The sequence below is a fragment of the Microbacterium sp. genome (assembly GCF_046295495.1).
In the GTDB taxonomy this organism is placed as follows: Bacteria; Actinomycetota; Actinomycetes; order Actinomycetales; family Microbacteriaceae; genus Microbacterium.
The window spans coordinates 66,045-79,159 of record NZ_JBKBNC010000008.1 but is presented as its reverse complement, the minus strand read 5'-3'; the positions used below and the strand labels follow the sequence as shown (position 1 = coordinate 79,159).

At 72.2% G+C, this 13,115-nt stretch carries 12 protein-coding genes; 2 read left to right on the top strand and 10 right to left on the bottom strand.

Annotated features, from left to right (window positions below):
- Positions 1-18: 18 nt before the first annotated feature.
- The 10 genes from ACK4LS_RS05250 to ACK4LS_RS05205 form a co-directional block, all read right to left on the bottom strand.
- Complete coding sequence (locus ACK4LS_RS05250) at positions 19-798, bottom strand: creatininase family protein (protein ID WP_409714215.1); 780 nt, start codon at positions 796-798, stop codon at positions 19-21.
- The gene (locus ACK4LS_RS05245; RefSeq protein ID WP_409714212.1) at positions 795-2,126 is read right to left on the bottom strand and encodes an FAD-binding oxidoreductase; all 1,332 of its coding nucleotides are present in this window, start codon (positions 2,124-2,126) and stop codon (positions 795-797) included. The genes ACK4LS_RS05250 and ACK4LS_RS05245 overlap by 4 nt, the downstream gene beginning before the upstream one ends.
- A gap of 349 nt (positions 2,127-2,475) precedes the next feature.
- Positions 2,476-3,654, bottom strand: a complete 1,179-nt coding sequence (locus ACK4LS_RS05240; RefSeq protein WP_409714209.1) for an ABC transporter substrate-binding protein — start codon at positions 3,652-3,654, stop codon at positions 2,476-2,478.
- Positions 3,655-3,792: 138 nt separating this feature from the next.
- The gene (locus tag ACK4LS_RS05235) at positions 3,793-4,692 is read right to left on the bottom strand and encodes an ABC transporter permease (RefSeq protein ID WP_409714206.1); all 900 of its coding nucleotides are present in this window, start codon (positions 4,690-4,692) and stop codon (positions 3,793-3,795) included.
- Positions 4,689-5,465: an ABC transporter ATP-binding protein gene (locus tag ACK4LS_RS05230; RefSeq protein ID WP_409714203.1), complete on the bottom strand. Its 777-nt coding sequence runs from the start codon at positions 5,463-5,465 to the stop codon at positions 4,689-4,691. The genes ACK4LS_RS05235 and ACK4LS_RS05230 overlap by 4 nt, the downstream gene beginning before the upstream one ends.
- Positions 5,466-5,493: 28 nt before the next feature.
- Positions 5,494-6,777, bottom strand: a complete 1,284-nt coding sequence (locus ACK4LS_RS05225; protein WP_409714201.1) for an amidohydrolase family protein — start codon at positions 6,775-6,777, stop codon at positions 5,494-5,496.
- 338 nt (positions 6,778-7,115) lie between these two features.
- Positions 7,116-8,063, bottom strand: coding sequence for a PDR/VanB family oxidoreductase (locus ACK4LS_RS05220; RefSeq protein ID WP_409714198.1), 948 nt, complete (start codon positions 8,061-8,063; stop codon positions 7,116-7,118).
- A gap of 40 nt (positions 8,064-8,103) precedes the next feature.
- Entirely contained in the window at positions 8,104-8,730 is a 627-nt protein-coding gene (locus ACK4LS_RS05215; protein WP_409714195.1) for a helix-turn-helix domain-containing protein, read from the bottom strand.
- Positions 8,727-10,025 carry an amidohydrolase family protein gene (locus ACK4LS_RS05210; protein ID WP_409714192.1) on the bottom strand — a complete coding sequence of 433 codons (1,299 nt, stop codon included), beginning with the start codon at positions 10,023-10,025 and terminating at the stop codon, positions 8,727-8,729. Before ACK4LS_RS05210 ends, ACK4LS_RS05215 begins: the two co-directional genes overlap by 4 nt.
- A complete protein-coding gene (locus ACK4LS_RS05205; protein WP_409714188.1) occupies positions 10,022-11,008 on the bottom strand; it encodes an XdhC family protein in 987 nt (328 codons plus the stop codon). The genes ACK4LS_RS05210 and ACK4LS_RS05205 overlap by 4 nt, the downstream gene beginning before the upstream one ends.
- A gap of 51 nt (positions 11,009-11,059) precedes the next feature.
- On the opposite strand from ACK4LS_RS05205, the gene ACK4LS_RS05200 reads away from it, so the two are divergent.
- Positions 11,060-11,632 (top strand): NTP transferase domain-containing protein, encoded by a 573-nt coding sequence (locus ACK4LS_RS05200; RefSeq protein ID WP_409714185.1) that lies wholly within the window; start codon positions 11,060-11,062, stop codon positions 11,630-11,632.
- A 226-nt stretch (positions 11,633-11,858) separates the two neighbouring features.
- Positions 11,859-12,977, top strand: coding sequence for a multiple monosaccharide ABC transporter substrate-binding protein (gene chvE / locus ACK4LS_RS05195; protein ID WP_409714182.1), 1,119 nt, complete (start codon positions 11,859-11,861; stop codon positions 12,975-12,977).
- Positions 12,978-13,115: the final 138 nt, after the last annotated feature.

The window sequence follows — 13,115 nt, the reverse complement described above, 5'->3', positions numbered from 1 at the left end:
GAGCGCGCTCCGAGCGACTCACGCGGTGTAGTCGAATCGGCTGATCTCCTCGAGCGCCTCGACGACGAACGACACGCTCTGCTCGAACAGCTCCGCACCGTGCGCGGCGTTCGCGCCCGTCGGGTCGCCGAGCACCCCGGTCGGCCCGAAGTCATTGGAGAGCCACCCGAAGGTCACGGGCTTGCCGTTGAAGCCGATGTGCCGGAAGTCGCCGATGTGCGCCGGCACGGTCGCCGCGAACTGCGTCGCATCGACCAGCTCGGGGCGCAGGTGCATGATCATGCTCGTCTCGCCGTGCCCAGCGTGGATGCCGGTGCCGTGCTCGTCCGGTCCGCCGTCGGTGCCGTCGAACGAGGGCACGCGGGCTGCGGGCATGAAGAACGTCCGCAGGCCGAAGCGACGCCGCAGCTCCCGGTTCGCGACGTTCAGCAGCGCGACGTTGCCGCCGTGACCGTTGAGGAACACGAGTGTGCGGGCGCGGGTGGTGAGGATCGAGCGACCGATGTCGACGATCGTCTGCAGCATCGTCTCGGGCGTGAGCCACAGCGTGCCCGGGGCCCAGGAGTGCTCGTCGGACTTCGTGATCGACAGCGTCGGCAGCTGCCAGACGTCGAGGCCCTGCGCGGCGGCGCGCGCGACGGCGGCGGTCGCCGAGGCCTCGGCCACGATGGCATCCGTCGCCAGGGGCAGGTGCGGGCCGTGGTGCTCGATCGCGCCGGTGGGCAGCACCAGAATCGAGTCCTCGGTGAGGGCTTCGGCCGCGGCCGGTCCGCTGAGCTCTGCGAGAAGACGGGTCATGAGATGATCGCTCCCTTGCGTGCGCCGGCGTAGCCGGGGTCGAGCTTGCCGGGGTTCAGCAGGCCGTGCGGGTCGGTCGCCCGCGCGGTCTCCACCGTCTGCTCGACGTTGAAGTCGACGTTCCACTGGTGCGGGTTGTGCACGCCCACGCCGATCGCGTTGAGTGCGGCGATGCCGCGGTACACGTCGTCCTCGCTCACGTAGTCAGCGGCGAGCATCCCGATCGGGAACGCCTTGGTCGACTCGATGTGCAGCTTCGAGCCAGGGAAGACGCTCTCGACGGCCTCGATGTCGTCGGCGAGGGGAGCGCCGGCCACCTCGAGGTGGAACACCTCGTGCGGCTGGCTCTTCTGGTACCACTCGATCGGGTGGTTGTAGCTGAGCATCGACAGGCGGATGCTGGCCTGCGGCCCCTCGCGAACGGCCTCGACCCGGCCGCCGGCGCCCTCGATGATCGCGGTGACCTCGTCGATGATCGACGCGTCGACGATCGCGCGCAGGCTCGACCGCCCCTCCGGGATCGCCTCGTCGGTGGGGAGGGATGCCGAGATCTCCGGCCCGTCGCCCGAGACCAGGCGCGGGGCCGGCTCGAGGTTGCCGATGCGCTGCAGCACCGACAGCGTCCCGGCGAAGTCGGGGAAGCTCGCCCACAGGCCCCGCCACTCGCGGAGCGGTTCGAGGCGGACCGTGGCCCGCACGATCACGCCGGCGGTGCCGTAGTTGTGCACGTACTTCTGGGCCTCGTCGCCCTCGACGTGCAGGATCTCGGCGCTGCCGTCGGCGTGCACGACGTCGAGGGCGGCGACGAAGCCGCGGTCGTTGGAGCCGTGCTCGATCGAGCCGGTGCCGCCCGACCCGCCGGAGAGGAACCCGCCGATCGTGGACTGCGCGGTCGAGGGGTACATCCACAGCGCCTGCCCCGCGGCCCAGGCGGCCTGTTCGAGCAGCACCATCGGCGTTCCCGCCTCGGCGGTGATGTAGCCGTCGCCGACTTCGACGATGGCCTTGGCGCGGGTGGTGTCGATGACGAGTCCGCCCTGCATCGGGATGCCCTGGCCGTAGTTGCCGGTCCCCTTGCCCCGCACCGTCACGGGCACGCCGTGGCGGGATGCCGCGGCGACGGCCGTGGCGATCTGCTCCGCGCTCGCGGCGAACACGACGAGGTCGGCGAGGCCCAGGGGGAGTTTGGCCGCGATGATCGGCGACATCGGCGAGCCGTCGACGCTGGCGCGTTCGCGCACGCGCGGTTCGGTGCTGACGGCCGCGGGGCCGAGCAGGTCGAGCAGTTCGTCCTCGAGGGAGAGGACGCGGGTGGCGGTGTCGCTCATGGGGTGTGTCTCCGGGTGGAACGGGTGGGGTGGATGCCGGGGGGTCGGGCGTGGCGGTCCCTCCGCCGAGCTTCGGGACGGGCTTCGGGACCGGCTTCCGGACCGGGCTTCGGGACCGAACTGAGGGACCGGGCTGCGGGCCCGGGTGGGGTCTTCGCCCCGCTCACGGGGACCCCCGGTACATAACGCAGGGGTTTTCCGGCCGACCCGGCCGATCCCCGCTCGGCGGGCCGTGCGGGGCGCCGGATCTCCTGCGCTGTGTCTACGCCGCGTCTGCGGCGGTTCCGCGACGGGGCGGGGGACGGGCCGATCACGGCCCGACCCGCGCGAGCGGGCCGGGCCGCGGCGGTCAGAACGAGATGCTCGTGTCGACGAACTCGTTCGTGTAGAGGTCGGCGGGCGTGTAGCCCGACGCCGGCGGGGTGCCGAGGTCGGTGTAGACCTTGCCGGCCTTGTCGAAGAAGTCCGCGAACCGGTCGTCGTCGAAGTTGCCGTAGGTGGAGTCGGGGCCGTTGCCCACCAGGCCGAGGTCGACCTGCGTCTTGACCGAGTAGTCCGCGACGCCCTGCGTGTAGGTCCAGCCGGTGGCGTACTCGTCGACGAGCTTCAGGATGAGGTCGTTGGCCGCCGAGGGGTCCTCGTAGTAGGCGACACCGGCCTTCTGCAGCACGGGGACGAGCTTCGACAGGCACGGCGACAGCTCGTCGAAGCTGTCGGCCTTGACCGACACCGACGACTGGTACGTCTGCCATCCGGCGTCGTGGATCAGCGCGAAGTCGACGGGCTTGCCCCACGCCGAGACCTCGTTCTGGTACACGTAGGGCTCGGCCGAGGCGAAGCCCTGCTGCATGTCCTTGCCGCCCGCGGCGACGAAGTTCGACGGGGTGCCGTCGTAGGAGCCGTCGAGGATCGAGGCGTCGGCGAGACCGGCGCTCTTGAGGTACTCGATGTAGGCCGACCCGTCGAAGTAGCGCCACACGCCGCCGTTCGCCGAGAGGGCGCCCTTGACGTCATCCACCGTCTTGACGTCGGGGTAGGTCTCGGGGTCCCACATGACCATCGTCGGGCTGATGTCCAGCGGCGCGAAGACGGCCTTGGTGGGCGTGGTGCTCGACAGCTGGATCGCCTCGTCGGTGCTGATGTAGCCGAGGGTGATCGCGTCGTCCTGGTACATCTGCGCCGACACGGTCTGGAAGCCGATCGCGGGGCCGCCGGCGCGGATCTCGAGGTTCACACCGGTGTACTCGCCGTCCGACATCAGCGGGCCGGTGACCGCCTTGGTGTTGGCGTCGATCGTGTAGTCGTCCTTGATCATCTCGTAGAGGTGACCGTGTTCGGCCTCGGGGTTCCAGTCCGTCTGCACGACCACCGTCGAGGGGCAGTCGGCCGACAGGTCGACCGAGCCGATCTCCATGTCGGTGGCGGGGGCGGCCTGTTCCGCGGCGCTGCCGGCGCACGAGGTCAGAGTGAGGGCGATCGCGACGGCGCCGGTGACGGCGGTGCCGCGGAGGAGGGTGGAGCGCTGCATGCTGGTTCGCTTTCTGTGACGGGTGGAGCTCTCGGGTGCGGAAGTGGTGCGGGTGGGGGTGGGTTTTCGGGTACGCCGGATGCCGCCACCCGCGCGGGGCGCGGGGGACCGTGGCATCCGCGGGTCAGGGGTGCCGGATCAGAGGGCGCTTTCGTACCAGCGACCCACGGCCACCTTCGACAGCCAGCCGAAGAGGGCGAAGATCGCCACGCCCAGCAGGCAGGCCGCGAGGATCGCGGCGAACAGCTCGGCGCTCTGCAGGCGCGACTGGTAGTTGGCGATGAGGGAGCCGATGCCCGGCTCGCCGCGACGGAAGAAGTAGTCGCCGACGATCGCACCGATGACCGAGAGGCCGGCCGAGGTGCGCATGCCGACGAAGATCGAGGGCAGGGCGGCTGGGAGCGTGAGCTTGGTGAGCACCGTCCAGCGGTCGGCTTTCTGCAGGCGGAACAGCTCGCGCTGCGACTTGTCGACCGACTGCAGACCGAACAGCGTGTTCGAGACCATCGGGAACAGCGCGATGAGCACGCAGACGATCACGCGGGCGAGGAATTCGTAGCCGAACCAGAAGCCCACCAGCGGCACGAGCGCCAGGATCGGGATGCACTGCAGCACCACCGCGTAGGCGTAGGTGGAGCGCTCGATCCAGCGGGCCATCGACATCGCGATCGCCCATCCGATGCCGATCACCATCGCGATCGCGAGACCCGTGAGGGCGACGCCGGTCGTGCGGAACAGTGCGATCCAGATGTCGGCGCCGACCTGCGGGTCGAAGAAGCCGAGCGTGAACATCTCGTGCGGCATGGGCATGAGGAAGCCCTTGCCCGAGGCGCTGAGCGCGATCGAGACGCCGTACCAGGCCCCGAGCAGCACCACGAGCACGGCGAGCGGCGGTCCGATCAGGGCGGCGCGCGCACCGAAGCCGCGCCGGCGGGCGCGCGCGGTCGAGCGCGGCGGCTCGATCGGGGGAGTGGATGCCGTGGACCCGGGCGTCTCGGACGCTTCGGCGACGACGGGCTCTGCAGACGTGGTGCTCATGAGTGTCCTTCCCGGAGGGCGTGGGAGACCTCGCCGACGAGCTTCGCGAATTCGCCCGTGTAACGGATCTCGGGGTCGCGGGGCAGGTCGAAGGGGACCTCGAAGGTGTCGACGAGGTGCCCGGGGCGACCCGACATCACGACGACCTTGGTGGAGAGGTAGACGGCCTCGGAGACCGAGTGGGTGATGAAGAGGCCGCCGAAGCGCTGGGCGACGAAGATCTTGATGAGCTCGTCGTTCAGGCGCTCGCGGGTGATCTCGTCGAGTGCGCCGAACGGCTCGTCGAACAGGAAGAGCTCGGGGTCGAGGGTGAGCGAGCGAGCCAGCGAGGTGCGCATCTTCATGCCGCCCGACATCTGCTTGGGCAGGTGCTTCTCGAAGCCGTTCAGGCCGACCAGGTCGATCGCCCACTGCGCCTTCGGCGCGCGCACGCGCTTGGGCTGCCAGTTGAGCTCCGCGAGGAGTTCCACGTTGGAGCGCACGTCGCGCCAGGGCAGCAGGGTCGCGTCCTGGAAGACGTAGCCGATGCGGTCGGTGTTGACCGTCGCCGTCCCCTCGCTCGCGGATTCGAGGCCGGAGGCGATGCGCAGCAGCGTCGATTTACCGCAGCCGGAGGGGCCGACGACGCTCACGAATTCGCCGCGGTTGACGGTGAGGTCGACGCCGGAGAGAGCGGTGGTGCCGTTGGGGAACGTCAGGGCGACGTTGCGGAAGTCCAGCAGCGGCGCGGTGGGATCCGCGACGGATGCCGGGGCGGGGGAGGCCAGGGTCACGGGGGGCGCTCTCTTTCCGTTGGGGCGGTTACGACGCCGTCGCGGGTGCGGCGGTGCGGGTGGGGGCGGGAGTGCGGGCGGGGGCGACCGGGGTCGTCGCAGCGGTGTGCGTCGAGACGGTCGTGCGGCTGACGAGGCGGCCGCGGTGGAGCACGACGCGATCCGCGCTGGCGAAGGCCACGGCGTCGCCGAGCGAGTCGGCGCGCACGGCGACGAGGTCGGCGCGGGCACCCGGCACGGGCCCCGCAGCGGGCAGCCCCATCACGTCGCGCGCGCCGACGGTGACGGCGTCGAGGGCGGCCTCGGGGGCCAGGTGGCCGGCGGAGACGAGCAGGGAGGCCGTCTCGAGGTGGTCGCAGCGGCCGACGGGGTTGAAGGGGTCGCGCACGTTGTCGGCGCCCGCCGCGACCCGCACGCCCGCGGCCTTCAGTCGGCCGATCGGGGCGATGCCGCGCGGCACCGCGTGCGCGGCATCCCACCCCTGCAGGTACAGGTTGGTGATGGGCAGGGCGATCACGCCGATGTCGGCCGCGCGCACCTCGGCCGCCAGGGCGGCGAGGTCGGTGGCGGGCATCATGCTCAGGCGCACGCAGTGCCCGGCGGTGCGGGGCCGGTGCCACCCGGTGACCGCCGCGGCGTAGGCGGCGAGGGTGTCGGCGCCCGCGAGGCTCTCGTCGGTGTGCAGGTCGACGCCGACGTCGCGGCGACGGGCCAGCGCGATCAGACGCTCGAGGTCGGCGATCGGGTCGTCGGCGAGGTGGGGGGCGCCGCCCACGAGGTCGACGCCGGCTTCGAGCGCGGCCTCGAAGACCGCGTCGGCGACGGTGGGGCCGCCCAGCGCGACGAGCTCGATGTCCATGAGCCCCTCGAGTTCCGCCCGCAGGCGGACGAGGGCGCGGACTCCGGTGAGGGCGTCCTCGCCGCGCAGCAGATCCACGTGCGTGCGCACCGAGGTGATCCCGGATGCCAGCATGCGCAGCGCCGTCGCGCGGGCCCGGCGGAGGGTGTCCTCCTCGTCGAGGGTGAGGGCGAAGGCGTGCCAGCTCTCGATCGCGCTCTCCAGGTCGCCGAACGCGGGCTGGATGGCATCCCACGACTGCGACTTGTCGAGGTGGGCGTGCGGCTCGGCGCCCGCGGCCGTGACGAGGTAGCCGGCGAGGTCGAGAACTTCGCCGTCGGTCTCGGGCAGGGGGCTGCCGGCCGGCACCACCGCGAGCACCTCGTCGCCGTCGAGCGCGATGTCGACCACGGCGCCGGAGGCGAGCCGCACGCCGCGCAGGGCGGCGATCGAGACGGGTGGAACGGCGGACACGAGGACCTCCGGGAAGTCGGGAAGACAGCAGTCGGGACGAGCGCCACGGCGATGGGGCGAGCCGCTCGGAGCGGCTGCGCCAGTGTTGGTGTGACCAACATCCGGCGTTGATCCGATGCTAGGAACCACGCGTTTCCGCTGTATTTCTCGCGCGTGACCCTCGTGACAAAGTTGTCGGACAAGGTGACGGGCGCGACGCAGCGCCGGTGCACGCATGGTCCCCACCGCTCCTCCGCCCGCATGAGAACAGGAGATCGCTCGAGAACAGGGCGGCCCCTCGTGGATTCGGCCTGTCCTCGAGCGATCCCCTGTTCCGGTGCGCGGGGGGAGGGATGCCGTCAGAGCTCGAGCGTGATGCGCGAGCACGCCGCGCGCGAGACGCAGGGCATCATCGCGCGGTTGGCGTCCTGCTCCTCCGGCGAGAGGACCGAGTCGCGGTGCTCGACGTCCCCGTCGATGACGGCGACCTCGCACGTCCCGCACGTGCCGACCCGACAGCTCGAGGGCACGACGATGCCGTGCTCCTCGACCACGTCGAGGATCGAGCGCTCGGGCGGCACGGTCACCGTCAGGCCCGACATCATGAGGTCGACCTCGAACGGCTCCGACCACACGGGCGGGCCGAGCACCTTCGCCTCGAACCGTTCGACGTGCAGGCTTCCCCGCGGCCAGCCCGCCATCGCGGCATCCAGGGCTTCGAGCAGGCGCGCGGGGCCGCACGCGTACACGACCGTGCGGGCGGCGGGCGTGCCCAGGCGCTCGCCGATGTCGAGGCGTCGTCCTTCGTCGGCGGCGAACACCTCGACGTGATCGCCGTAGCGGGCTTCGAGCTCGCCGACGAAAGCCATCGTGGAGCGAGAACGGCCCACGTACAGCAGGGTCCACGCGGCGCCGGCGGCCTCCGCCGCCTCGATCATCGGCACGATCGGCGTGACGCCGATGCCGCCCGCCACGAAGACGTACGACCGGCCCGCGGTCGGCGCGAAGAGGAAGTGGTTGGCGGGGCCGCGCACCCGCAGCGTCGTGCCGACGTGCGCGTTCTCGTGCAGCCAGACCGACCCCTCGCGTTCGCGCAGGACGCCGATGCGCCACGTCCCGCGCTGCGTCGGCGATCCGCACAGAGAGTACTGCCGCTCCACACCGCCCGGCAGGACCACGTCGATGTGCGCCCCCGGTGACCAGTGCGGCAGCGTGCCGGTCGCGCGCTCGAGGTCGAGCACGACGACCCCGTCGGCGGCATCCCGACGCTCACGGACGACGGCCTCGAACGTCACACCTGCACTCACGCTTCACTCCTGATGGTTCTGCCGCGCCGACGGCGCGCGCTCACGCGTCGGGGTCCGACGCCTCGTCGCCCCCGCCGTGCACGACCTCTTTCACGATGAGCAGGCGGTAGGTCGAGCCGTCCGGGGAATGCCAGCGGTGGGGCGTGCCCGACCGGCAGTACACCGAGTCGCCCACCTGCAGCGTCCTCTCGCCGAAGGGCCCGAACGAGATGACGATCGCCCCCTCCAGCACCGTGAGGAACTCGTCTTCGTCGTGCACGTAGTGATCGCCCGGCTCGGCGTTCGCGCCGGTGAACTCCAGCGGCTCGAACCGTCGCGGTCCCTCGGCGAGCAGGCGCGCCGTGCCCTCGGCGTAGGGCCCGATCACGCCCTCTCCGGCCGCGACGAACGACGGCTGCGCGTCGTGGTCGGCGCGCGGCGGCTCCGATCCGGCGATGAGCTCGACGCGACTGGTGCCCAGGGCCCGTGCGAGCCGCTCCAGGCTCGCCATGCTGGGCCGGGCGAGGCCTCGCTCGAGCTGACTGAGGAACGGATGCGACAGCTCCGCCGCCTCCGCGAGCTGCGTCAGCGTGAGCCCCCGCGCCTTGCGCAGACCCCGCAGGTGCGCTCCGAGACGCTCGTCGCTGGTGGGGGTGACGGGGATCAACGGTGGTGCCATGGACGTCATCGTGCCACCCTCTCGAACAGCCGGGCGACGATCTCCCGCTCGTCGACCGTGACCAGGCGGCCGGCGTCGACCACGGTCCGGCCACCCACGAGCACCGTTCGCGGACGCCGCCCCGGCGCCGCCCACAGCAGACCCGCGACGGGGTCGGCGACGCCGGCGTCGGCGACACCCGAGACGTCCCACAGGCACAGGTCCGCCGCCGAGCCGGGTGTCAGGCGCCCGAGCTCCGCGCGCCCGAGCCCGTCGGCAGACCCCGCGCCGGCCATCGCGAGCACCTCGGATGCGGGCAGCTGCGGTCCCACCAGAGCCGACACCTGCAGGGCCAGGCGCGCATCGGCGAGCAGGTGCCCCGCGTCGTTGCTGCCCCCGCCGCTGGTGCCGAGTCCGACGGGGATGCCGGCGTCGAGCAGACGCCGGACGGGGGCGACCCCCCACCCCATCGGCACATCGCATCCCGGCGCGTGCGTGGCGGAGGTCCCGGATGCCGCGAGACGGGTGATCTCGTCGCTCGAGACGTCGCAGAGGTGGGCGAGGGTCACGTCGGGGCCGAGCCAGCCCCACTCCTCGAGCAGGTCGAGCGGGCGCCGACCGTAGCGCGCGAGCGCGATCTCGACGTCGACGACCTCGTTCGCCTGCGTGCGACGGCGCAGGCCGTGTCGTCGAGCGACGTCGCCGAGCAGGTCGAACGTCTCGCGCGGGTCGCTGTGCACGCCCGCGGGTCCGACCGCGACCTGCAGCATCCCGTCGGCCGAGACCCCGCCGGTCCGCCCCGCGACGAGGGCGGTCACGATCGCCTCGGCCGACGCCGCTGCCTCCTGGGGGTCGTCGCGCGCCGCTCCGCGCACGAAGACGAGTCGCGCACCGAGGTCCGCCCCGGCGTCGGCGGCCGCGCGCGCCATGCCCACGGTGTCGGCGCCGCTCGGCCAGGTCAGGTGGTGGTCGGCGACGGTCGTCACGCCGCTCAGCAGCGCCTCGGCGAGTCCCGCGCGGGCGGCGAGGCCCGTCAGTTCGGGGTCCACCCCCGCCTCGGCGTAGGCCGCGGACATGGTGGGAAGCCACTCGCGCATCGGGATGCCGCGCGTACCGGGAAGCGTGCGGAACGCCGTCTGCAGCAGGTGGTGGTGGGCGTTGACGAGACCGGGGGTCACGACGCAGCCGCCCGCGTCCACGATCTCGGCGCCCCGGAGGTCCGCGGCCTCCACGACCACCCCGTCGGCGATGACCACGTCGCCGGTGCGCACGCGCCCCCCGTCTTCGACCACGGCGACCGCACCGCGGACGACGACGACGCTCACGCGCTCCTCACGGCGCACGACGCGGCGAACGCGTCGACGACCGACGTCGTCGGGCCGCGGTCGTGCAGACGCGCGCCCGTTCCCCGGCGGAGCGGTCGGGCGTCGGCCGCGTTGCGGGATGCCACGATCTCGGCGATCACCGACAGCGCCGTCTCCTCCGGCGAGGTCGCTCCGAGGTCGAGGCCCAGCGGCGAGTGCAGCCGCGAGAGCTCGGCATCCGTCACCCCGGCCGCCCGCAGCAGCGTGGCCCGTCGCGCGACGGTGGCCCGCGCGCCCATCGCGCCCACGAAGCCCACGGGCAGGCGCAGGGCGGTGCGCAGGGCGGGCACGTCGAGACGCTCGTCGTGGGTGAGGACGCACACCGCGGTGCGATCGTCGGGGTCGTCGAGACCGGCGAGGTAGTCGTGGGGTGCGGCGACGACCAGCTCGCTCGCGTCGGGGAAGCGCTCGCGCGTGACCAGCAGCGCCCAGTCGTCGCACACGGTGACAGTGAAACCGGCGGCCGCGCCGAGGCGGCACAGGGCCGCGGCGTGCTCGCCGGCGCCGAGCACGATCAGCCGCGGCGCCGCCGCGCGGTGCAGGTCGAGCCGCTCGCCGTCGAGGTCGAGACGCAGGGTCGCCGCGCGACCGGCCCGCGCCGCCTCGAGCGCCGGGCGGACCGAGGCGTCGATCGGGTAGGCGACCACGTCGACCGCGCCGCCGCACGCGAGCCCGGCGGCGATCGGGGTGACGGCGCGGTCGTCGGCGAATCCGAAGCGGGCGCGGCGCACCGACGAGGTCCGCAGCGCCTCGAGACCGAGCATGACCGCGTCGCTCTCGACGCAGCCGCCCGAGATCGAGCCGATCACGCGGGCATCCCGCGTCACGGCGAGCGTCGCTCCGACGCCACGCGGCGCGCTGCGCACGACCGCAGTGACCGTGACCGCGGCGACGGGCACGCCGGCATCCAGCAACGGCACGAGGTCGGCGGCCAGATCGAGCATGGTCGCGACCGTAGTCGGGGCGTGTTTCACGCACGCTACGCTGTCGTGACCATGCCCGCCGAGCCGTCCGCAGCCGTCTCCGGGCTCGTGTTGGCCGCGGGGGCGGGGCGACGTTTCGGCGGCCCCAAGGCCCTCGCCCGCACCCCGGCCGGCACGCCGTGGCTCGCCCTCGCCGTGCGGGCTCTGAGGGAGGGCGGATGCCGAGACGTCACCGTCGCCCTCGGCGCCGCCGGCGACGAGGCGGAGGTGCTCGTGCCGCCGGGCACAGCCATCGTGCGGGTCGCGGAGTGGGACGCGGGCGTGGCCGCGTCGCTGCGCGCGGGTCTGCACTCCCTCGCCCGGGGGGATGCCGCCGCGGCGATCGTGCTGCCGGTCGACACCCCCGACGTCGTCCCCGCCGCCGTCGCCCGGGTCGCGCGACGGGCCTCGCCCCACGCGCTCGTGCAGGCGACGTACGGTGGCGCGCCGGGGCACCCCGTGCTGCTCGGGCGCGAGCACTGGGGGGCGCTGTCGGCCGCGGTGCACGGCGACGTCGGTGCGCGTCCGTACCTCATCGCGCGCGAGGCGGAGCTCGTCGAGTGCGGCGATCTGTGGTCGGGCGCCGACCGCGACGTCGGTCCCTGACCGCCGCCCGAGATGCGTCTCGAGGCCGCGCCGTCACGGTCCGATCACGGCGCTCGGCCTATTTTGACGTGGCTATAGACAAAACCCCCTTCACCGGATAATTTTTCGGAGCCGTCATAATTCGACGGACCACACAGCCGGGACGACGACGTACCCGATCCGACGCCGGGGAGGGCGCGGGTACGCCGACGTGGGTCCCTGCAGTTCAGAGAGGAACGCAGATCACATGCTGAAGAAAATCCTGACCGGTGCGGCCATCGCCGCACTCGCGGTCGGTCTCGGGGCGTGCAGCTCCACCCGTCCGGCCGAGGGCGGCGGCGAGGCCGGCGGCACCGGCGGCGAGTGCAACGTGGGCATCGCGATGCCGACCCGCAGCCTCGAGCGCTGGATCAACGACGGCGAGCAGCTGCAGAAGAAGCTCACCGACGCGGGCTGCACCGTCGACCTGCAGTACGCCGACAACAAGACCGACCAGCAGATCAGCCAGATCCAGAACCAGATCTCGGGCGGCGCGAAGATCCTCGTCATCGCCGCGATCGACGGTTCGACCCTCGGGCCGGTGCTGCAGGAGGCCAAGGCGCAGAACGCCACCGTCATCGCGTACGACCGTCTCATCAACGGCAGCGAGAACGTCGACTACTACGCCACGTTCGACAACTACAAGGTCGGCACGCTCCAGGGCCAGTACATCGAGGAGCAGCTGGGCCTGAAGGACGGCAAGGGACCCTTCAACCTCGAGCCCTTCGCCGGCAGCCCCGACGACAACAACGCCAAGTTCTTCTTCGCCGGTGCCTGGGACGTCCTCCAGCCCTACGTCGAGAAGGGCCAGCTGGTCGTGCCGAGCGGCAAGTCGCCCGCCAACGACGACGCGTGGGCGAGCATCGGCATCCAGGGCTGGGCGTCCGACAAGGCGCAGGCCGAGATGGACAACCGCCTCTCGTCGTTCTACGGCGACGGCAAGAAGGTCAACGTGGTGCTCTCGCCCAACGACAGCCTCGCCATCGGTATCGAGGCGTCGCTGAAGTCGGCCGGCTACACCCCGGGTGCCGACTACCCGATCATCACGGGCCAGGATGCCGACAAGGCCAACGTCAAGGCGATCCTCGACGGCGCGCAGTCGATGACGGTCTGGAAGGACACGCGCGCCCTCGGCGACCGCGTCTTCACGATGGTCGAGGAGATCAAGGACGGCAGCGAGGTCGAGGTGAACGACACCGAGACCTACGACAACGGTAAGAAGGTCGTGCCCTCCTACCTGCTGACCCCCGAGGTCGTCGTCAAGGACGACGTGCAGTCCAAGCTCATCGACTCCGGCTTCCTGAAGGCCTCGGACGTCGGGCTCTGAGCCCTCTCGCCGGGGCGGGCGCAACCCGCCCCGGCTTCTCGCGGCGGGGGGGGTTCGACCGCCCCGCCGCGCGACCCCCCCCCCGCGGGCGAGGGGGACCGGCGCGTGCGCGACGGCGCGGGTGCCCCCCACCGGGGG